We start from the raw sequence: 20272 nt of genomic DNA on the forward strand, positions 1-20272 counted from the left end.
CGCGTAGACAGTGTCTACGCGGAGCTGGTAGACAGATGTCATGAACGAAGGACAGGAGGCCGGGTTGCGCGCCCGGCTCGTCGCGACCGGCGTCGAACTCGTCACGCGGGAGGGCGCGCAGGCGCTCACCCTGCGTGAGATCGCCCGCCGTGCGGGCGTCTCGCACGGCGCGCCCCGGCGCCACTTCCCGACCCATCTCTCCCTGCTGTCCGCCATCGCCGCGGAGGGCTTCGCGATGCTGGGCGCGCGGATCGCGGCCGCAGCGGAGGAGGCCGAGCCGTCGCCCCGCGTGCGGGTGGCCGCACTGGGGCGGGCCTACCTGGGGTTCGCGTTCGCCGAGCGCGGCATGTACGAGCTGATGTTCCGCCACGACCTGCTGGAGAGCGGCCGCCAGGGCGGGCTGCGCACCACGAGCCTCCCGCTGTTCGAGCAGTTCACGGCGCTGGTCGACCAGGCCCGGATGCCCACCGACGTCCCGGCCGCGGTCGTCGCCGGTGCCCTGTGGGCCAACCTGCACGGCATCGCGCAACTGTGGGGCTGGGGCAGCCTGCAGCTGGCGACGGGCGCGGACGACGTGGAGCCGCTGCTGCGGGCCGCGCTGGACGCGCATCTGGGGCGGGAGGAGCGGTGACGGCCGGGAGTCTGATACGGAAGCCGGCCCGGCGTGAATCCGCGCACCGGCGGTTCGTCCTCGCCGGCAGCATCGGCGGGGCGGTGATCGTCGCGCTCGACGGGACGCTGCTGACCGTCGCCCAGCCGACTCTCCAACGCGACCTGGGCGCCTCGTTCGCGCAGGTCCAGTGGACCAGCACCGGATACCTCATCGCCGTGGCGTCGCTGCTCGTGCTCGCCGGGCGGCTGGGGGACCGGTACGGGCACCGGCGGCTGTTCGCGCTCGGCACGCTCGGCTTCGCCGCCACCTCCGCCGGGATCGGCCTCGCCCCCGACATCGGCTGGGTCGTCGGACTCCGGGTGGCCCAGGGGGTGTTCGGGGCGCTGCTGCAGCCCGCCACGCTGGGGATGCTGCGTGCGGCCTACCCGCCGGACCGGCTCGGGACGCCGCTGGCCCTGCGTACCAGCGCGATCGGCGTCGCGGCCGCCGTCGGGCCGCTGGTCGGCGGCGCCCTCGTGGCGCACCTCGGCTGGCGCTCCGTCTTCCTGCTCACCGTCCTCCCCGCGCTTGCGATCGCGGTGCCCGCGCTGCTGGTACGGGAGCCCGAGCGGGACATCGAGAACGCCGAGCGGGTCGGGGATGCCGGGCGGGATGGGGATGCCGGGCGGGTCGGGCGGGTCGGGCGGTACGAGGGCGCTGTGCCGCGCGGGGACGCCCAGCCTCCGCCCGCCCTGGACCTGCCCGGCGCCGGTCTGCTGGCCGCCGCCCTCGCCTGCCTCGTGCACGCCCTCGTCACGCTGCCGACGGCCGGTCCCCGCGCGGACTCGGTCCTCGCCCTGCTCGCGTCCGCCGGCCTCGGTGCGGCGTTCGTGCACCGCGAACGCCGCACCCCCGGCCCGCTCGTACCGCCCCACGTCCTGAGGCCCGCCGCCGTCCGTGGCGCGCTCGGGGCGCTCGTCGCGGCCTCGGCGGCCCTGTTCGGCACGCTCTTCGTCTGCACGTACCTGCTCCAGGAGGTGCTCCGCCTCGACCCGCTGGCCACCGGGCTGACCGTCCTGCCGCTCGCCGTCACGATGGTGCTGGCCGCGCCGCTCGCCGCGTATCTGGCGCGGCGCCGGGGCCCGCGATCGACGACGGTCGGGGCGGCGCTGCTGCTGACGCTGGGTGTCCTGGTGCTGTCCGGGCTCGGTCCGGACACCGGACGTGCGGCCGTCGCGGCCGCGTCCGTACTCGTCGGTGCCGGGTTCGGGGCGGTGATGGTCACGGCGACGACGGTGGTGGTGCGGCACGCCCCGGCCGCCGACGCCGGAGTCGCCGGCGGACTCCAGCAGACCGCGATGAACGTCGGGCCCGTCCTCGGCGTGGCCGTGGCGACCACACTCCTCGCCCGCGGCCCCTTCGCCGAGGCGACCGGACCCGCCTTGGCCGTCCTCGCCGGCGTCGCCTTGGCCGGCGCGCTGCTCGCTACCCGGCTGCCCCGGGAGTGAGCCGGGGCGGCCGGGCCGTCTAGAGTGGCCGCCCGCGCGACGACGAGATCCAGAACGACGATCCGACAAGGGGGTTCGCGGTGCGGGAACTGCAACTGGCCGGGACAGAGGCGTACATCCGGTGGCTCGACCTGCCGGGCGACGACCCCGGCGCGCCGGTGCGCGTGTACGTGCACGGCCTGGGCTGCACCGGCCCCTCCGACTTCGCGGCCGTCGTCGCGCGGCCCGCGCTGCGCGGCAGCCGTTCGCTGGTCGTGGACCTGCTCGGGCACGGACTGAGCGACCGCCCCCGCGACTTCGGGTACCGGATGGAGGACCAGGCCGCGGTCCTCGCCGAACTGCTCGACCACGAGGGGCTGCGCGACGTGGACCTCGTCGGCCACTCGATGGGCGGCGCGGTCGCGATCCGGCTCGCGGCCGCACGGCCGGACCTGGTCGCCCGGCTCGTCGTCGCGGAGCCCAACCTGTACCCGGGCGGCGGGGCGTTCAGCACGCCGGTGGCGCGGCAGACCGAGGAAGGGTTCGTCCGCGAGGGCCATGCCCGGATGCTCGCCGAGCAGGCCCCGGACTACGCGGCGCGGGTGCGCCTCGCCGACCCGGTCGCCCTGCACCGCAGTGCCGTGGCCCTGGTCGAGGGCAGCGTGCCCAGTGGCGGCGAACTGCTGACCGCGCTCGACCGGCCGCGCGCCTTCCTGGTCGGCGAGCACAGCCGCCCCGACGCGGAGGCGGACGCCATGGCCGCCGCGGGCGTCCCGGTCTTCGAAGTGCCGCGCGCGGGCCACAACATGCTGATCGAGAACCCGGACGGCTTCGCCGAGACCCTGGTCCGCGCGCTCGCCGGGGCCCGTGCGGCGAAGGGCCACCGGCTCCCAACTGGCCCTTAACGTCGGCGAGTCGGCACTCGTACGGTCGGACGGGGCCCGTACCCGGGCCTCGGACGCGCCGAACGAGGAACGTGATCCGTGATCGTCATCGCCCATGTCAGCGACATTCACGTCGACGGGGAGCCGCGCAGCATCGCCCGCACCCGGGCGGTCATGGAGTACCTGGAGGAGCTGCCGTACGACCTGGACGCCGTCCTCGTCACCGGCGACGTCGCCGACCACGCCGCACCCGCCGAGTACGAGACCGTCCGCGGTCTGCTGCGCTCCCGGCACCCGGTGCTGGTCTGCCCGGGGAACCACGACGACCGCGCCACGTTCCGGCGGGTGCTGCTCGGCGAGGAGGACGCCGGGCGGCCGGAGGCACCGGTGAACCAGGTGCACCGCGGGGACGGCTATGTCATCACGCTGTGCGACTCCTCCGTTCCCGGCAAGGACGAGGGGTTCCTGGAGGACGAGACGCTGGAGTGGCTGGAGGACGTCCTGGCCGAGACGCCGCATGACGTGCCTGTGCTCGTGGGCTTCCACCACCCGCCGGTCCCGCTGAACACGCCCTACGTGGACGAGATCCGGCAGTTCGGCGGGGAGCGGCTCGCCGCGCTGGCGGACCGCCATCCGCATCTGACCGCTTTCCTCGCCGGCCACGCGCACACGGCCGCGGCCACCACCTTCGCCGGACGCCCGCTGCTCGTCGCGCCCGGCGTCGTCTCAGCGCTGCGGTTCCCCTGGGAGCACCCGGGCCGGACGGTCGATCACGTCCACCTGGACCTGCCGCCCGCCGTCGCCTTCCACGTGCTCGACGAGACGGGCCGCCTCACCACCCACTACCGCTCGGTCCCCGTCGGACCCGCGGCCTCCTGACCTGCGGCGTCCTGACCTGGAGCCTTTGGCTCAGGAGTGGTGCGGGATGTGGCGGGCCGCCCAGTCGGCCAGGGACCGGGCGCAGTCGGCGACCGATTCGCGCCAGCTGCGCGCCGCGCCCTCGCCGGCCTCGTCGCTGACGTGCTTGACGAGCCGTATCGGGACGCCGGCCCGGTGGGCCGCCGTCGCCAGGGCGTAGCCCTCCATGTCGACCAGCGCTGCCCGCTCCGCGAGACGGGCGCGGGCGGCCTCGTCGGAGATGAACGCGTCACCGGTCGCCAGCGTCGGCCCGCCCGCCGCGTCCGGCAGCGTCAGGGGAGCGCCGTACAGCTCGCCGGTGAGCGTCGCGAGGAGCTCGCCGTCGAGGTCGTGCTGGATCACCGTCCCGACCAGGTGCGTCCCGGACAGCCCGGGGCGCAGCGCGCCCGCCGTGCCCAGGTTCACGATCCCGGAGGGCAGCGGCCCCCGTCCCAGGACGGTGGCCAGGGCGGTCGCCGCGTTGACCTTGCCCATGCCGGTCAGCAGCACCGGCAGACGGGTGTCCAGGTACTGCGCCTCTTCCTTGACGGCCAGCACCAGCAGCGGACGGTCGGCGGTGATCTGCCCCATGAGTTCCATGCCCCCACGCTAACGGGACGGGCCCGCGAGCAAGAAGCCCGGGTGCATGATGGACCCCATGAACCCCGCAGACGCCTCCGGCCCCGAGTGGATCACCATCGCCGCGTACGAGAACCTGCCGGGCCGTCCCGCGCCCCTCGCCGCCGTGCGCGCTTGACTGCGTGAGCGGGGCGTCGACTGGATGCCCTTCCGCCCCGACGACATCGCCTTCGACCTGGCCTGTCGGCCCGGTCCCGACGGGCGCTGGCGCGGATGGTTCGGCGTCCGCGTGCGCGCCGAGGCCCTCCGTCCCTTCGGCCTCCACCCCGACCAGCCCACCTCCCTCCCCGCCCCGTCCCCGCCCGCCTGGTGGCACGCCGCCGCCGAACGGGCCGCTGCCGGGATCTGGCCCCTGTCCGAGTAGCCACCGCCCGCCGGTCAGCCGGCAGCGGGCCCCTCAGCCTCCGCCCTCGAAGGCGGTCGTCCCGTCCGGCAGGACCGCCTCCACCGTGGCGCCGTGCTCGACCGTGCGGCTGACCGTGCAGTACCGCTCATGGGTCAGCCGCACGCCACGGGCGAACTTCTCCGCCGCCTGTGCGTCGTCCGCGGGCAGGTCCATCTCGTAGCTCACCCTGATCCGGCCGATCCGCCCGTCGTCCTCCGGGCCGGACACCGACTCCACCACGATCCGCAGGTCGTCGTGGTCGATCGTCCGGGCGGTCCGGTCGACGACGAGCCCACCACAGCCCGCCATGCCTGCGAGGAGCAGTTCGACGGGCGTGAACGACGGCTGGGCCAGGTCGTCGTCCGCCGCCGCGATACGGACCTCCGCACCCCGGTCGTTGCGGGCGGTCCAGCGGCGGAACCCGTCGCGCGTGCTCTCGATGCGGTACTCGGCCATGGTGCGGGGCTCCTCGGGGTCTCGTACGGCGTGGCACCCAAGGAACCCCACGTCCGCACCCCGCACCAACTGGGCGCGCCGGTCACGCGGGCGTGGCGACGAAGTCGGTGACGGCGGGCATGTCGAAGGCGTGGAGATAGGCCAGCAGCCCGTCCCGTACCGACAGGTCGTACGGACACAGCGCCGGGTCCAGCAGGGCCGCGAACTCCGCCCCGTCGCCGGGTCGGGCCCCGCACCCACGGCGAGCCCCGGGGCGTCGAGTGATTGCTTCCCCGGGTCGGAACGGGGCAGACGCGGTTGGCGGCAACTGGCCAAACCGGAATCGATCCGAACCACCGGACCCAGGCGGTCCGTTCCGTCACACCGGCAGCAGCCGCGCGATCAACGAGCCCAACTGGCGGGCGTTCCGGCACGGATGCATCTCGACGAGACCGGCGTACGTGTACGCGACCGAGTCCCCGGTCTGCCACAGCGACGGCGACTCCGGATTGAGCCAGTACACCCGCCGCGCCCGGTCCGCGATCGCCTTCACGGCGGGGAGGTTCGGATCGCTCATGTTGTTCCGGGCGTCCCCGAGGACGAACACGACCGTGCGGGGGCCGACCGCGTCCAGGTACCGCTCGGCGAACTCGCCCAGCGCCGTGCCGTAGTCGCTCTGGCCGTGCCAGCTCGTCAGGGTCGCCTCGGAGAGCACCCGGCCCCCGAGCCCGGCGGGATCGGCCGACGCCCGCGCCACCAGATCGGTGACCTCGTCCACCCGATTGACGAAGGCGAACACCCGGACCTTGCTGAACTGGTCGTGCAGCGCCTGGACCAGCAGCATCGTGAAATTGGCGAAACCCGCCACCGATCCCGACACGTCGCACAGCAGCACCAGCTCGGGCCGCCCCGGCCGCCGCCGGCGCAGTACCGGCCGCATCGGTACGCCGCCGGTCGACAGCGAGCCGCGCAGCGTCCGCCGCAGGTCGATGCTGCCGCGCGCAGCCTTCCGCCGCCGCGCCGCGAGACGCGTGGCCAGCTTGCGGGCCAAGGGACGTACCGTGCGGCGGAGTTCGTCGAGCTGTGCGCCTCCGGCCAGCAGGAAGTCGACGGAGTCGGCGGTCCCGCCGACCGCGCGGCGCGCGATCCGGTCCGTGCCGCGCTGCTCCGCCACCCGCCGCCGCGCCTCGCTCGCGACCTGTCCCCGGAACGCCTCGATCCGCCGCCGGATCTCGTCGTCGTCCAGCCGCTCGGCAAAGGCGTCGCCGTCCCCCGAGGAACTGCCGCCGCTCGCGCCGCCGCCTGCCGCGCGCCCGGCCCGCATGGCCTCACGCACCCGCGCGAGCAGCGTCTGGGGCCGTAGCCGTTGCAGGGTCTGGTACGAGGACCAGCCGTCCGACCCGGGCGTCGCGCCGTAGCCGCCGAGCGCGCCCACAGCCTCCGTCGCCAGCCGCCCGAGCAGCGCCTTGTCGCCGGCCGCGAGCGCTGCGACCAGACGGTCGCGCAGCTCCGCCGTGTCGGGAGGCCCGTCCGCCGCCGCCTGAGCGTCCGGAATGCCGACGCTCAGCGGGAAGTACAGGTCGAAGACCCGGTCGAACAGCGCCCGGTGGCCCTCTTGGTGCAGCAGCGTGGCCGCCAGCCCCTCCCGCATCCGCTCGCGGTCCGTGAACCCCAGTGCCGTCAGCGCCTGCCCCGCGTCCACGGTCTCGCCCGGCCCGATCCGCAGCCCGTGCGTGCGCAGCGTCTGCACCAGCCCGGTCAGCCGGTCGGCGACGTCGCCCGCACCCGCCGTGACGCCGCCCGTATCCGCCGCGACGCCGCCCGCGCCCGCCGCGGAGGCGGCCGCGCTCACACGGCGTCCAGGTCGAGCTTGGCCGCGGCCTTCAGGATGTCGTCCTGGTGCTTGAGGATCACCCCGAGACTCTCCCGGACCACGGTCTCGTCCAGCGTCGTCGCGCCGAGCGCCAGGAGCGTACGGGCCCAGTCCACCGTCTCCGCGACCGACGGCGCCTTGCGCAGGTCCATCGCGCGCAGCGCCGCGACCACCCGCACCACCGACGCCGTCAGCGCCTCGTCGATCCCCGGCACCTTCATGCGGACGATCCGGCGCTCCAGCTCCTCGTCGGGGAATCCGATGTGGAGGAACAGGCAGCGGCGGCGCAGCGCCTCGGACAGTTCCCGGGCGGCGTTCGAGGTGAGCACCGTGAACGGGCGGCGCGTCGCCCCGATCGTGCCCAGCTCCGGCACGGTCACCTGGAAGTCGCTCAGCAGCTCGAGGAGCAGCCCCTCGACCTCGATGTCCGCCTTGTCCAGCTCGTCGACCAGCAGCACCTTCGGCTCCTCGCCGCGGATCGCCGTCAGCAGCGGGCGGGACAGAAGGAACTCCTCGCTGAAGATGTCGGTCCGGGTCTCGTCCCAGCTCTCGCCCCGGCCGGCGGTGATCCGCAGCAGCTGCTTGGCGTGGTTCCACTCGTACAGCGCCCGCGACTCGTCCACGCCCTCGTAGCACTGCAGCCGTACGAGACGGGCGTCGGCGACCTGCGCGACGGCCTTCGCCAGCTCCGTCTTGCCGACGCCGGCCGGACCCTCCACCAGCAGCGGCTTGCCGAGCCGGTCGGCCAGGAAGACGGTCGTGGCGACCGCGGGGGAGGCGAGGTAGCCGGTCCCGGCGAGGCGCGCGGCCACGTCGTCCACCGAGGTGAAGTACCCGGTGGAGGCGAAGTCCCCGGTCGTCATGGCGTGTTCCCCCGGCTCTCGTGACGCGCGCCCTGCGGCTTCCGTCTGTTTCCGACAGCTTCGTGTCTGCTGCCGGTACTTGATCACCGCGTACGCCGCCGCACAACGGCCCGCACATGTTTGCGGTGAACGTCACGCCGGTGCGAGAGTCACCCGCCTGAGGGACGGGCGGACCAGGGGAGGAGTCGGCGGTCATGACGGAGACGACGACGGGGCGGGCGGAGCGGTCGATACTGCCGCCCGGCCTCGGTACGGCGATACGCGAGACGGCGGCGGAGATCGCCGCGCTGGTGCGCGGCGCCGCCGACACCGCGCGGCCGGTGCCGGGTCTGGAGTGGAGCATCGGCGAGACCGCGGCGCATCTGGCGCAGGCGAACGCGCTGATGGCGGAGCTGGCCGCGGGCCTGCAGCGGCCGTACGGGGACGGCACGCCGGGCAGCATCGCCGAGGCCAACGCCCGGGTGCTCGCGGACTTCCCCGAGCGTGCCGCCGGTCCGCTGGCCGACCTGATCGAGGAGCAGGCCGACGCCTTCCTCGCCGCCGTCGAGGAGCGGGACCCGGACGAGGTCCTCGCCACGCCGATGGGGGCGATGGACCCCGCGACCCTGGGCTCGTACCTCCTGACCCACATGCTCGGCCACGGATACGACCTGGCCCGGGCCTTGGGCCGGTCGCACATGTTGGACCGCGCCCGGGTCGAGCTGACCCTGCCCTTCATGATCACCGCGATGCCCAGGGTGGTCGACCCCGCGGCCGTCGCCGGCCTGAACGCGCGTTTCACGGTGCGGCTCTGGGGCGGGGCGCGGTTCGGCGTGACCGTGGCGGACGGCGCGGTGCGCGTCGTCGACGGGCCGGTGGACCGTCCGGACTGCACGATCCTGACCGAGCCCGTCACGTTCCTGCTCATGGCACTGGGCCGCTGCGGCCCCTGGGGCGCGATCGCCCGCGGGAGGGCGCTGAGCTGGGGCCGCAGACCCTGGCTCGCGCCCCGCTTCCCGGCGCTGTTCATCGCGCCGTGAGCGTCCGCGTGTCGTACGGCCCAGGAGCCTAGGAGAAGACGACCGAGCGCAGCTTCAGCCGCTCCGGGCCCCCTCCGACCAGGCGTCGCAGCGTGAACCAGTCGCCCTCGCAGTTCGCGTCGACGTACTGGTACCTCGGTGGTGAGTAGTTGGCGTACGGGACTCCCGCCACGATCCGCGTGGTGGGCCCGTCCCCTACGGCCGTGATCCGCCTCCTGGACGCCGTGCTCACCCGGCGCTCGGCCGTGGTGCCTGCTGGTGATGCTCTGCTCCTCGCGATGGCCCGGCCGGCCGACGGCGCGGTCGGCGCAAGGTGCTGCGGCCAGGAGTGGCTGGGAGCGCCCGATGTCGCGATGATGGGCAGAACGCCCCCGCTTGGCCGTGGCGGCACCGCCGTCCGCTATGCGACGCGACCACCGGTGGGACCGTGCTGGTGCGCGTGCGTACCTCGCCGCCACAGCCGAGGAGGCGCTGTGAAGGAGTACCCCCCGATCGCGGACCACGGCATCGTCGGCGACCTGCAGACGGCGGCGCTGATCGCCGCCGACGGCACCGTGGACTGGTGGTGCACACCGCGGTTCGATGCCCCCAGCGTGTTCGCCTCGCTGCTCGACAGCGACCGCGGAGGCCATTGCCGTCTCGCGGCCGATGTCGGCGATGATGCGACCGTCCGCCAGCTCTACCTCCCCGACACCGCGATCCTCATCACCCGCTTCATGGCACCGAGCGGTGTCGGCGAGGTCGTCGACTTCATGCCTCCCGATCCGTCGACGACGCCGTCGACGCGACACCGGCTGATCCGGGCCGTGCGGGTGGTACGCGGCAGCATGCCCTTCGAGCTGATCTGCCGGCCCCGCTTCGACTACGGCCGCGCACCCCACGACCTCACGCGCCTGGACGACGGATCGATGCTGTTCCGCGGTCCCGGCACGGACCTGCACCTGCAGATCACCGCGCCGATCACCTTGCATCCGGACGGCACCGACGTCTCCGCCCGCTTCACCCTGCAGGCGGGGGAACGGGCCGCGGTCGTCCTTACCAGCGAAACCGGTACAGAGGGCGCGCTCAGCGGCCGTCCCGGCGGTGCCACTCCCTCCGTGGAGGCGGTCCTGGACGCCCTCGAGGCATGCAGTGCGTTCTGGCTGGACTGGCTGCGGGCCTCCCGCTACCGCGGCCGCTGGCACGAGATGGTCACTCGCTCCGCCATCACCCTCAAACTCCTGACCTACGCCCCCACGGGCGCCCCGATCGCCGCCGTCACCATGGGCCTGCCCGAACAGATCGGCGGGGAGCGCAACTGGGACTACCGCTACACCTGGGTCCGCGACGCTTCCCTGTCGGTGCGCTCCCTGATCGACCTCGGCTTCACCGCGGAGGCGAACGCCTTCCGCCGGTGGCTGCGCGAACGCCTCGACGCCGGCGGCACCACGTCGGGCGAGCCGCTGCAGATCATGTACCGCGTCGACGGCGAACCGCACCTGACCGAGGAGGTGCTCGACCACCTGGAGGGCTACCGCCGCTCCGCCCCGGTGCGGGCCGGAAACGCCGCCGCCGACCAGATCCAGCTCGACATCTACGGCGAGGCCGCCTACGCCCTCGCCCAGGCCGAGGACATCGGTGCCGTCCGGGGCTGGCACGCCTTCGCACGCGTCATCGACTGGCTCACCGACCACTGGGACCGCCCCGATGAAGGCATTTGGGAGACCCGCGGCGGCCGCCAGAACTTCACCTACAGCCGCCTGATGACCTGGGTCGCCTTCGACCGCGCCGCCAAACTCGCCACCGCCCACTCCCGCCCCGGCAACCTGACCCGCTGGCTGGACGCACGCGACGCGGTCCTGCAGCAGATCGTCGACCACGGCTGGAACGGCGAACGACGAGCCTTCGTCCAGCACTACGACACGGACGTCCTCGACGCGTCCCTGCTCCTGATGCCCAAGGTCGGCTTTCTCACCCCCACCGACCCCGACTGGCTGACCACCCTCGACGCCATGGACAGCGAACTCGTCAGCGACAGCCTCGTCTACCGCTACAACCCCGCCGCGTCCCCCGACGGCCTGCGCGGCTCGGAGGGCACCTTCAACCTGTGCAGCTTCCTGTACGTGGAGGCACTTGCCCGGGCCGGACGCCTCAACCAGGCCCGCTACGCCTTCTCCAAGATGCTCACCTACGCCAACCACGTCGGCCTGTTCGCCGAAGAGATCGGCCCCTCAGGCGAGCAGCTCGGGAACTTCCCGCAGGCATTCACGCACTTGGCCCTGATCGACGCCGCCCTCGCCCTGGACGAGGAGCTCGACCGCGCCGAGGGACGGGCCGGCTGACAGGCGCAGCGTCGGCCGACAGCCGCGGCACGTACCGTGCCGAGTTCACTGCCGCTGCGGCGCCCCTGGCGGTGTCGTCGTCCCGGTTCCGGTGGCAGGGGGCCGGTCGGCCCGCGGCAGCAGGGCCGCCGCGATCAGCCCGCCCACGCCGACCACCGCGAGCGCCGCCATCGCCGCCGCGTACGCCCCCTTGCTGAGCCCTGCCACCAGGATCGTGCCGGCGATGGCCGTGCCGAGCGAGGAGCCGAGGTTGGAGATACTGCGCGACAAGCCTGAGATCTCGCCCTGCTGTGTTTCGGGGAAGCACGACTGGACCACGTTCACCGACGGCGTGAGCATCACCCCCAGGCCCAGTCCGATCAGCAGCAGACCGGGGGCGAACGCCCAGGCACCGGGCTGCCGGGCGACCAGAGCCAGCAGTACGGCGATGCCGGCGATCGTCACGACGAAGCCCGCCATGATGAGGGTGCGCTGTGCACGGCGCCGGGCCAGCTTCTCGGCGGCCAGTGAGGAAGCGAGGATGCCCAGGGTCGCGGCGGTGAAGATGACGCCGGTCTCGATCGCGTCGTAGCCGCGGACGACCTGCAAGTAGGCGGCGACGGTGAACGAGATGCCCATCAACATCAGCCACTGCGTGTTCTGGGTGACCAGGCCGAGGTTGGAGGTGCGGTTGCGGAACAGGTCGGTCGACAGCAGCGCCTCTCGGCCGGCGCGCTCGCGGCTCCGTACCCAGGCGAAGAAGCCGACCAGCACCAACGCACCGGCCAGCAGCAGGCCCAGCGCCAACCAGCTGTTGTCGTCGACGGCCAGGATGCCCGTCACCAGCAGCACCAGACCCGCCGCCGACAGCACGGCACCGACCGTGTCGAAGGGCCGTGCGGGGTCGGGCGGCAGCGGATCGGCGATTCCGCGGCTGAGCACCACGATCACCACGATCACCAGCGCCTGGAAGACGAACGCGGCCCGCCAGCTGATCGCGCTCGTGATGAGCCCGCCGATCAGAGGGCCGGCTGCCGCCCCGATCCCACCCATGGCCATGATCGCGCCGAACGCACGCGCCCTCGACGCCGTGTCGGTGAACAGCAGCGTGGTCAGGATGTAGACCGGCGGAATCAGCAGCGCCGTGCCCACGCCTTCCAGGATGGAGTTCCCGAGGATCAGCACGCCCAGCCCCGGCGCGGCGGCGCTGAGCAGCGCCCCCACCCCGTAGACCACGAGCCCCGCGAGCAGGCAGCGCTTGCGTCCCCACTTGTCGGTCAGCTTGCCGCCCGGGATCATCAGCGCGGCCATCACCAGCAGGAAGATCGTGATCGCGACCTGGACACCCTGCACGGTGGTGTCCAGGTCCTCGCTGATGTCGTTGATCATCACGTTCATGTTGGAGCCGGCGAAGCTGCAGATGAACTGCGCCAACGCCAGTGGAACAAGCACCCGCCGTGGCCCCGCACCTCCCCGGGCTCCCGCCGCCGTCCCCGCCATGTGCCACCTGCCCATCCGCCGAGTTGATGTCTTGAGGAACTGCGGCTTCGTCCGGGAGCAGCCCGCTGACGGAACTCGACCGCCGCCACGACCGTCGCATGGCTCACCGCCATGGGGCCGAAGGCGCGCAGCGGCCATCTTCAATTCGTCATCGGCACCGACGAGGGCCTGGCCGCCGCCCGCGCCCGCGGCCGGGTCGGCGGGCGCCCCAGCGGCGCCACCGAGTTCCGCGCCGCCCGCGACCCGCTGCCCGACCCGGGCCGCTCCATCACCTCGATCGCCAAGCTCCTCGGCGGCTCCCCGGGCACGCCCTGAACTCTCCGGTGGCCGCCGAGGCGGAGCCGGGGACGGCGGGAGTGAGCGCGAGGGCGCTCACGGCGGCGGCTGTGGCAATGCGAAGGCGCAGGGGAATCCTTGATCGATAAACTGCTGTTCCGTGCGGAGCGCACGACAGGGTGTGCGTTCCGCGGACTGCGTCCCGTCGTACTGCTCTGCCCTGCTGAAACGGTCCACCGTCGCTCGCCCGGAGTGCCGGGGTGCCTGTGGTGCTGTTGGAATGGCTGTGACGGTGCTGCCCAGCGTGGCTGCCGTGATGGAGGTGCCGTGTCGGCGAGTGACGGTGCTCAGGGGGCCTCGGCCCGGGAGCACGCAGCGGTACTGGACCGGCTGCGTGCCCTGGAGGAGGCCGCCGAGCGGATCGGGGCGACCCTCGACGCCGAGTCCGTCTGCCGTGACCTGGTCGCTTTCCTCCGGGACCGGCTCTGCGACGCGGCGGCCGTCGACCTGCTCGCCGAGCCCCTGGAGGTCGAGGACGCGCCCGCGGAGTCGATCGACAGCGACTTTCCGGCCGTGATGCCGCCGGCGGGGTCCGGTGCGGCGTACGAGGAGCGGCCGCGCTCGTCCCGCCATGCCCCGCCCGCCCGCCGGATCGCCCTGTCCGGGCCGTCCGAGCTCCTGGCGGCCCCCGAACCCTCCCGTACCGCCACGGTCCCCCTCACCGCCCAGGGACGGCTCCACGGCACCCTCCTCGTGGCCCGCGCGGTTGCTCCCTTCACCGAGCACGAGCGGGCCACCCTCCGCTCCACCGCCCGTCTCGCCGCGCTCCACCTGGGCCACGCCAGGAGCCTCGCCGCGATCGAGGAGACGGCCCTGCACCTGCAGCGCGCCCTCGTCGCCGAGCCCGGCCGCCCCCATCCGAACCTGGAGGTCGCCGGCCGCTACCTCCCGGTCGGCAAGCACACCCTCGTGGGCGGCGACTGGTTCGAGACCGTACGGCTCCACTTCGGCCGCAGCCTGCTCGTCGTCGGCGACGTGATGGGCCACGGCCTCGACGCCGCTGTTGACATGAACGCGTACCGTTCGGCCCTCCGGGAGGTCGCCTCCACCGACCTCCCGCCGCACCGTGTCCTGCGCCAGCTCGACGCCGTCGTCGCCGAGGACCGCGGTCGCCGCCCCGCCACCTGCCTGCTCATCCAGGTCGATCCCGCGCGCGGCGCCGCCGGGTTCGCCAGCGCCGGACACCTCCCGCCCGTGGTCTTCACCGCCGACGGCTCCGCCGAGATCGTCGACGTACCGGTCGGGCCGCCACTCGGCACCGGCGTCGGCGGCTACGAACTCGGCACCCGCGAACTCTCCGCCCACGAGACCCTGCTGCTCTTCACCGACGGACTCGTGGAGCGGCGCGGCGAGGACATCGACCACTCCCTGGAGCGACTGGCCGGCCTGCGCATGCCGCCGGGCGCCGGCCTGGAGACCGTCGTCGAGGAGGTACTCGTCCGGCTCGACGCCCGCCACGCGGAGGACGACGTCGCCGTCCTCGCCGCCCGCATACGCGACCGCACCCCCGTCTCCGTCGTCTGAGCCGGATCGCCTGAGCCGGGGCGCGAGCGCGTCGCTCGAGGGCGGCGTGCGTCGGCCGAAGGTCGCGGGACAGTGACCGCCGGCTCCATCTGCCACGCCGGGCTTCCGAAACCTCCCGTTTCGCACTCTCGTACGCCCCTCACTGCGTACTGGCGCGGTAACGACGCGAATTGCTCGCTCATCACGCTTGTGCGAGTCCCCCGAAGGGCGGCACGATCCGGGTATGAACACTGCCCGGCACGCCAGTGAACGGCTGATGAGCTGGCCGTCGCTGATCGCCGACCGTGCCCACTGCGGTGCGGAGCTCGGACTGCGCACCACCACGCAGGAAATCGTCCACTTCCACGGCGAACACGAAGCCGACGTCCACCTCACCCGAGCCATGATCGCCAAACTCCGTCCGGCACTCCTCGGGTCCACCGCGGTGCGACTCCGGGCGGGCTCGGGCTGGGTGACGGTCCGTCTGGACATGCAGTCGGACATCGACCTTCTCGCCACCCTCGTCAGCGCCGCGCTCCAGGCCTCCACCGTGGTCCTGCCCGGCGGTGCGGACGGCGCGGCGGCGGACGTCTGCACGCGCGAGTCACGCCGCGTGGTGGCGCCGCGCGCGGTCGGCCGCCCCTGACCGACCGGAACCCCTCGCCCCGTTTACTTCTCGCTTGCCGCGCGGTCGGGGCGGCTGGCAGGGTGGCACGAGTGATCGACACGCCGCCCGCCACCGCCGACCCGCTCGCGCCGTTCACCGAGCACCGACGGCTCCTGTTCGCCACCGCCTACCGCATGCTGGGCAGCGTCGCCGACGCGGAGGACGTGCTGCAGGACGCCTGGCTCCAGTGGGACCGCGCCGACCGCTCCGCCGTCCGCAACCCGCGCGCCTACCTCGTACGCACCGTCACCAACCTCTCCCTCGACCGGCTCACCTCCGCCCGTGCCGCCCGTGAGTCCTACGTCGGCCCCTGGTTGCCCGAACCCCTGCTCACCACACCGGACATCGCCGACGAGACGGAGCTCGCCGAGACGGTCTCCACCGCCTTGCTGGTCGTCCTGGAGAGCCTCAGCCCACTCGAGCGCGCGGTCTTCCTGCTGCGCGAGGCGTTCGGCTACCCGTACGCCGAGATCGGCGAGACCCTGGGGCGCAGCGAGGCCACGGTCCGTCAGACCGCCCACCGGGCACGGGAGCACGTCCAGGCCCGCCGTCCCCGCTTCGACACCGACAGCGCCAGCCGGCGCCAGGTGACGGACCGCTTCCTGGCCGCCTGCGCCGGCGGCGACCTCAACGCCGTCATGGAACTGCTCGCCCCCGACGTCACCGCCTGGTCCGACGGCGGCGGCAAGGTCAGAGCCGCACTCCGGCCGCTGCACGGCCCGGACGCTATCGCGCGTTTCATTCTCGGTGTGCTGTCGAAGCCGGAGGCGCAGGGGCTGATGCTGCAGCGCGCCCACATCAACGGCGAGGAGGGCGTGCTGGCCCTCATGGGGGACATCCCGGTCGGGGCGTTCACGTTCGACCTCGCCGACGGACGCCTCGTGCAGCTGCGCTTCCACGTGAACCCCGAGAAACTCTCCGGGCTCGCACCGGAACGCACACTGTAGGAGCCGCACGCCGCAGAAGCGGCTGTCACCCGTTCGGCGGCACGGCGGAGACGTCCGTGCCGCTTCCGGGTACTCGACGGTGCATGCCCCCTTCCTCCGGTCCCGAGCCCGCGCACGGCCACTGGTTCCACCGGCTCCACGAGCGGGTGGTCGGCTCGGTCGTCGGACTGGTCTGGGCCCGCGGCCGGGCGATGGAACTGATGCACCGGGCGATGGGCTTCGCGGCGCTCAGCCTGCTGACCCTCGTGCCGCTGCTCATCGTGGTCGCCGCCGCCGACCTGGCCAGCGGTCAGGGCTTCGCGCGCTGGCTGGTGGCGGGGCTCGGGGTCACCGAGGTCTCCGAGGAGGAGGTGGAGCGGCTGTTCGGGCAACCCGGGCAGGCGCTGCAGCGGACCACCGCCTTCGGTCTCGCCGCGCTCGCGGCGTTCGGCGTCACCTTCGGCTCCGCGGTGCAGACCGGGTACGAGCGGGTCTGGGACCTGCCCACGGCCCGATGGCACACCATGTGGCGGCACGTCGTCTGGCTCGCCGTCCTCGTCGGCGCGCTGCTGCTCTTCGTGACCGCACCTCAGCCCGACGAGTCGTCCACGCCGTCGACGCTCCTGGTGGCCCTGGGCGACGTCGTCGGCACCTTCCTGTTCTTCTGGTGGTCGCAGCGCTTCCTGCTCTGCGGCCGCATCCGCTGGCGCGCGCTGCTGCCGGGGGCGGTGCTCACCGCGCTGGGGCTGCTGGGACTGCGGGTGTTCTCGCAGTTCGTCTTCTCCCCGCTCATCGCCTCGAACGCGGTCACGTACGGGCAGTTCGGCACCGTGCTGGTGCTCCAGTCCTGGCTGGTGGGGGTGGGTTTCGTGGTGTACGGAGGCGCCTTGGTGGGGCGGCTGTTCCACGAGCGGCGGGTGATGCGCCGACTGGCCCTGGAGGAGCTGCCGGACCAGGGGTGACCGGGACGGCCGGCGGGGGCGGCCGGCTCACCCGATCCGGTGATCCGGGCCGGGGCGAGCGGATCGGCACGGCCGGCGGGGGCGGCCGGCTCACCCGATCCGGTGATCCGGGCCGGGGCGAGTGGATCGGCACGGGCCGGTCGGGAGGATGGGCCGGGAGACTGTCGAGAGAAGGCTGACTTCATGGCGAAGACCTGGCTGCCACCCGTCGAGTACGTCGCGACGCTGCCGAGGGCGACCGCGTACGCCTGCCTGTACTTCACCGACACCGCGGGCCGGCCGTTCCAACTGCGCTCGGTGTACGGCTCGGAGGCCTGGCAGTGGCCGGGCGGCAACATGGACCCCGGGGAGACGCCCTGGCAGACGGCGGTGCGGGAGTGCCGGGAGGAGACCGGGATCGAGTTCGCGGGCGAGCCGCGACTGCTCGGCGCGCACTTCCTCGCGCCGTGCGGCGAGGACTGGCCCGCCAACCACATCGGCTTCATCTTCGACGGCGGGATGCTCACGGACGAACAGATCGCGGGGGTGGTCCTGGACCCGGAGGAGCACACGGAGTACCGGGTGCACACGCTCGCCGAGTGGGAGCGGGTGATGACGCCGCGGAACTTCCAGCGGCTGGCGCACATCGAGCGGGCACGGCAGGAGGGCGCGGCGGTGTACCTGGAGACGGCGGCGTTCGCGTAGCGCCCGTGGCGGAGCGTCGGGGCATCGGGTGGGGGGAGCGGGCCCGGCGGTGGGGTTGTGGGCCGGGCCCGCGGTGTTCGGCCCGTCGGATCCTTCGGATCAGACGGGGCAGCCGGCCGTGTGCCGGACGTCGAGGACGAAGCGCTCCGGGGAGTGCAGGGTGAACGTCTTGTACACGGGTTTGGTGGTGAAGGCGGCACCGAAGGTGACGACGCCCTCGAAGTCTCCGGTGAGCGCGACGCCCTTCAGTGTGGGCAGCCAGATCTTCAGGAGCCGCGGCCCCTTGTAGACGGACTGGCCGGCGTCGTTGTGGGCGGCGGCGGGGGAGAGCTTGATCTCCAGGAAGTACTTCCCGGCGAGCGGAACCTTGTTCCCGGAGCCGTCGTACCGCAGTTCCTTCACCGGCTTCACCGTGACGGGCGGCATCTTGCCCTTCACGTCGATGACCAGCCGGTCGAAGGAGCCGTGCCCGCCCCACCGGGCGTTGACCACGAGCGCGGTCGACGGGGCGGAGGACTGCGGTGCGGACGCGGAGGCCGGGATCGTGACGCCGATCCCGGCGGTGAGCAGCATGCCCGCGGCGACGGCCGCGAGGCCCTTGCGGTGGATCATGACGCCCCCGATTCATCTGGTGCGGTGGGGACTGAGGTGTCACAGAGAAAGACAACACCTTGAATGCCACGGTTCCACCCGATATGAGAAAAATATCGGAACATCGGAACGCCGTCCCCGCCCCGAAATCCGCTGTCGCCGCCCGCCCGCTGCGGGCACCATCGAGCGATGGGTCTGATGGAGGTCATGGCCGGGCGCGTGTCCGCCGGGAAGACAGTGGAGTTCCGGCCGCGGGGGTCGTCGATGGTTCCGCTGATCCGCAGCGGCCAACGCGTGACGGTGGCACCGGCCGACCCGGAGCGGGTCGGGCCGGGGGACATCGTCCTGGTCAAGGTGTCGGGCACGGTCTACCTGCACCTGGTGTCGGCCGTCGACCGCGCCAGGCGACGGATGCAGATCAGCAACCACCGCGGCAGGGTCAACGGCTGGACCGGCTACGAACGCGTCTTCGGCGTCTGTACCGCCGTGGAGGGCAGACCGCGCCCGGGAGCCGAAGGCAAGGTGCGGGCGACGGTCGGTGAGTGAGCGGCGGGCCGTGTTCGACTTCGGGATCGAGGGGTACCGGCCCGACTGGCTCGTCGGGGGGCGTGCGATCGAGGAGACGCACGGGCGACGGTTGCTCGGTCTGGTGGGGCGGCGGTTGTCACGCTTGTGGGTGGTGTGGGATCTCGGCGACGACGAATGGTTCGCCGACTGTCCTGTGCTGCTCGACTTCGAGGGGCAGCAGCTCGAGCTGAACCACAAGAAGTTCGACGAGCTGTCCGTCACCTGGAACCAGTGCGACCCGCGCCGGCCCGTCGTCTGGCCCGACTTCGATCTGCGCTGGAGGGACGACGCGCTGCCGGAGCCGGGCACACTGCTCGGACGGTCGCTGGAGCGTGTCGAGTTCGTCCAGTGGGTCGGGCCCGACGGGTCGGCCGGTGAGGGCGTCGACGTCGCGTTCGGGTTCGAGGGCGGCGGGCGGCTCACCGTCCACAACGCGCTGGACGAGAACGGCCTCGCCCTCGGGCCGCCGGACCCCCGTACGCGGGTGCACGTGCTGCGCTGAGGCCGCGTCGGCGTGCCGGGGCCCGACCCGGTGCGTATCGTCCCGGCCATGTCCCAGACACGGAAGATCGTCCTGTTCATGCAGATGTCCCTCGACGGGTACATGGAGGGGCCCGGCCGGTCGATCGACTGGCACCAGGTCGACGACGAGCTGCATCAGTACTTCAACGACGAGCTCGCCGCCATGGGCGCCTTCCTCTCGGGGCGGGTGACCCACGAGCTGATGGCCGACTTCTGGCCGTACGCCGACGAAGACCCCGCCAACGCCGGACCGATGGCCGAGTTCGCCCGGATCTGGCGCGAGAAGCCGAAGTTCGTCTTCTCGCGCACCCTCGAGCGGGCCGACTGGAACACCACCGTCGTCCGCGAGGTCTCCGTCGACGAGATCGAGTCGCTCAAGGCCCGGTTCGACGGCGACCTGGTCCTCAGCGGCGCGCACCTCGCGGCCGAGTTCCTGCGGCTCGGGCTCGTCGACGAGTACCGCGTGTTCGTCCACCCCGTCCTCGTCGGCGGCGGCACGCCGCTCTTCCCGTCGCCGCCCGCCCTCACGCCGCTCCGGCTGGCGGAGAGCCGGACCTTCGGCAACGGCGTCGTGATGCTGCACCACGTACGTGCAAACAAAGTGTTCACATTAAATCATTGACATCATCTCGTGTCGGTG

Annotated in this window: 23 protein-coding genes; 16 read left to right on the forward strand and 7 right to left on the reverse strand. The window is 72.9% G+C overall.

Annotation, left to right across the window (positions count from 1 at the left end):
• The first annotated feature begins 40 nt into the window (after positions 1–40).
• The 4 genes from ABZO31_RS32410 to ABZO31_RS32425 all read left to right on the forward strand — a co-directional run bounded on the left by ABZO31_RS32410 (position 41) and on the right by ABZO31_RS32425 (position 3842).
• Positions 41–631, forward strand: a complete 591-nt coding sequence (locus ABZO31_RS32410; protein ID WP_406864898.1) for a TetR/AcrR family transcriptional regulator — start codon at positions 41–43, stop codon at positions 629–631.
• Positions 628–2100: an MFS transporter gene (locus ABZO31_RS32415; protein ID WP_406864899.1), complete on the forward strand. Its 1473-nt coding sequence runs from the start codon at positions 628–630 to the stop codon at positions 2098–2100. Before ABZO31_RS32410 ends, ABZO31_RS32415 begins: the two co-directional genes overlap by 4 nt.
• An 80-nt stretch (positions 2101–2180) precedes the next feature.
• A complete protein-coding gene (locus tag ABZO31_RS32420) occupies positions 2181–2984 on the forward strand; it encodes an alpha/beta fold hydrolase (RefSeq protein WP_406864900.1) in 804 nt (267 codons plus the stop codon).
• Positions 2985–3062: 78 nt separating this feature from the next.
• Complete coding sequence (locus ABZO31_RS32425; protein WP_406864901.1) at positions 3063–3842, forward strand: metallophosphoesterase; 780 nt, start codon at positions 3063–3065, stop codon at positions 3840–3842.
• A gap of 30 nt (positions 3843–3872) precedes the next feature.
• Here the strand turns inward: ABZO31_RS32425 and ABZO31_RS32430 are convergent, their stop codons facing one another.
• Positions 3873–4460 (reverse strand): nucleosidase, encoded by a 588-nt coding sequence (locus ABZO31_RS32430; RefSeq protein WP_406864902.1) that lies wholly within the window; start codon positions 4458–4460, stop codon positions 3873–3875.
• A gap of 181 nt (positions 4461–4641) precedes the next feature.
• Here ABZO31_RS32430 and ABZO31_RS32435 point away from each other — a divergent pair, with 181 nt between their 5' ends.
• The gene (locus tag ABZO31_RS32435; protein ID WP_406864903.1) at positions 4642–4863 is read left to right on the forward strand and encodes a hypothetical protein; all 222 of its coding nucleotides are present in this window, start codon (positions 4642–4644) and stop codon (positions 4861–4863) included.
• Between the two features lie 33 nt (positions 4864–4896).
• On the opposite strand, the gene ABZO31_RS32440 is transcribed toward ABZO31_RS32435, so the two are convergent.
• The 3 genes from ABZO31_RS32440 to ABZO31_RS32450 form a co-directional block, all read right to left on the reverse strand.
• Positions 4897–5340, reverse strand: a complete 444-nt coding sequence (locus tag ABZO31_RS32440) for an OsmC family protein (RefSeq protein WP_406864904.1) — start codon at positions 5338–5340, stop codon at positions 4897–4899.
• A gap of 358 nt (positions 5341–5698) precedes the next feature.
• Complete coding sequence (locus ABZO31_RS32445) at positions 5699–7081, reverse strand: vWA domain-containing protein (RefSeq protein WP_406865552.1); 1383 nt, start codon at positions 7079–7081, stop codon at positions 5699–5701.
• A gap of 86 nt (positions 7082–7167) precedes the next feature.
• Positions 7168–8055, reverse strand: a complete 888-nt coding sequence (locus tag ABZO31_RS32450) for an AAA family ATPase (RefSeq protein ID WP_406864905.1) — start codon at positions 8053–8055, stop codon at positions 7168–7170.
• Between the two features lie 194 nt (positions 8056–8249).
• Here ABZO31_RS32450 and ABZO31_RS32455 point away from each other — a divergent pair, with 194 nt between their 5' ends.
• A complete protein-coding gene (locus ABZO31_RS32455; protein ID WP_406864906.1) occupies positions 8250–9074 on the forward strand; it encodes a maleylpyruvate isomerase family mycothiol-dependent enzyme in 825 nt (274 codons plus the stop codon).
• A gap of 28 nt (positions 9075–9102) precedes the next feature.
• Here the strand turns inward: ABZO31_RS32455 and ABZO31_RS32460 are convergent, their stop codons facing one another.
• Positions 9103–9246 (reverse strand): hypothetical protein, encoded by a 144-nt coding sequence (locus tag ABZO31_RS32460; RefSeq protein WP_406864907.1) that lies wholly within the window; start codon positions 9244–9246, stop codon positions 9103–9105.
• Between the two features lie 301 nt (positions 9247–9547).
• Here ABZO31_RS32460 and ABZO31_RS32465 point away from each other — a divergent pair, with 301 nt between their 5' ends.
• Positions 9548–11395 (forward strand): glycoside hydrolase family 15 protein, encoded by a 1848-nt coding sequence (locus ABZO31_RS32465; protein ID WP_406864908.1) that lies wholly within the window; start codon positions 9548–9550, stop codon positions 11393–11395.
• Between the two features lie 45 nt (positions 11396–11440).
• Here ABZO31_RS32465 and ABZO31_RS32470 read toward each other — a convergent pair whose 3' ends face one another.
• Complete coding sequence (locus ABZO31_RS32470) at positions 11441–12874, reverse strand: MFS transporter (protein ID WP_406865553.1); 1434 nt, start codon at positions 12872–12874, stop codon at positions 11441–11443.
• 111 nt (positions 12875–12985) lie between these two features.
• Here ABZO31_RS32470 and ABZO31_RS32475 point away from each other — a divergent pair, with 111 nt between their 5' ends.
• The 6 genes from ABZO31_RS32475 (at position 12986) to ABZO31_RS32500 (ending at position 17952) form a co-directional block, all read left to right on the forward strand.
• On the forward strand, positions 12986–13189 hold the full coding sequence (locus ABZO31_RS32475; RefSeq protein ID WP_406864909.1) for a hypothetical protein: 204 nt from the start codon (positions 12986–12988) through the stop codon (positions 13187–13189).
• A 288-nt stretch (positions 13190–13477) separates the two neighbouring features.
• Positions 13478–14734, forward strand: coding sequence for a PP2C family protein-serine/threonine phosphatase (locus ABZO31_RS32480; protein WP_406864910.1), 1257 nt, complete (start codon positions 13478–13480; stop codon positions 14732–14734).
• Positions 14735–14957: 223 nt separating this feature from the next.
• Entirely contained in the window at positions 14958–15359 is a 402-nt protein-coding gene (locus ABZO31_RS32485; RefSeq protein WP_406864911.1) for a luciferase family protein, read from the forward strand.
• A gap of 155 nt (positions 15360–15514) precedes the next feature.
• Complete coding sequence (sigJ, locus tag ABZO31_RS32490; RefSeq protein ID WP_406865554.1) at positions 15515–16327, forward strand: RNA polymerase sigma factor SigJ; 813 nt, start codon at positions 15515–15517, stop codon at positions 16325–16327.
• Positions 16328–16410: 83 nt separating this feature from the next.
• Positions 16411–17268 carry a YhjD/YihY/BrkB family envelope integrity protein gene (locus tag ABZO31_RS32495; protein ID WP_406864912.1) on the forward strand — a complete coding sequence of 286 codons (858 nt, stop codon included), beginning with the start codon at positions 16411–16413 and terminating at the stop codon, positions 17266–17268.
• A 183-nt stretch (positions 17269–17451) separates the two neighbouring features.
• Complete coding sequence (locus tag ABZO31_RS32500) at positions 17452–17952, forward strand: NUDIX domain-containing protein (RefSeq protein WP_406864913.1); 501 nt, start codon at positions 17452–17454, stop codon at positions 17950–17952.
• Between the two features lie 99 nt (positions 17953–18051).
• Here the strand turns inward: ABZO31_RS32500 and ABZO31_RS32505 are convergent, their stop codons facing one another.
• A complete protein-coding gene (locus tag ABZO31_RS32505; protein ID WP_406864914.1) occupies positions 18052–18564 on the reverse strand; it encodes an AMIN-like domain-containing (lipo)protein in 513 nt (170 codons plus the stop codon).
• 168 nt (positions 18565–18732) lie between these two features.
• On the opposite strand from ABZO31_RS32505, the gene ABZO31_RS32510 reads away from it, so the two are divergent.
• Genes ABZO31_RS32510 through ABZO31_RS32520 form a run of 3 tightly spaced genes read left to right on the forward strand, consistent with a single transcriptional unit; the run spans position 18733 to position 20254 of the window.
• The gene (locus ABZO31_RS32510) at positions 18733–19089 is read left to right on the forward strand and encodes a S26 family signal peptidase (RefSeq protein WP_406864915.1); all 357 of its coding nucleotides are present in this window, start codon (positions 18733–18735) and stop codon (positions 19087–19089) included.
• Complete coding sequence (locus ABZO31_RS32515; protein ID WP_406864916.1) at positions 19082–19612, forward strand: hypothetical protein; 531 nt, start codon at positions 19082–19084, stop codon at positions 19610–19612. The genes ABZO31_RS32510 and ABZO31_RS32515 overlap by 8 nt, the downstream gene beginning before the upstream one ends.
• 48 nt (positions 19613–19660) lie before the next feature.
• A complete protein-coding gene (locus ABZO31_RS32520; protein WP_406864917.1) occupies positions 19661–20254 on the forward strand; it encodes a dihydrofolate reductase family protein in 594 nt (197 codons plus the stop codon).
• The last annotated feature ends 18 nt before the right edge of the window (positions 20255–20272 follow it).

It is taken from the genome of Streptomyces solicamelliae, from assembly GCF_045348655.1.
Lineage (GTDB): Bacteria > Actinomycetota > Actinomycetes > Streptomycetales > Streptomycetaceae > Streptomyces > Streptomyces solicamelliae.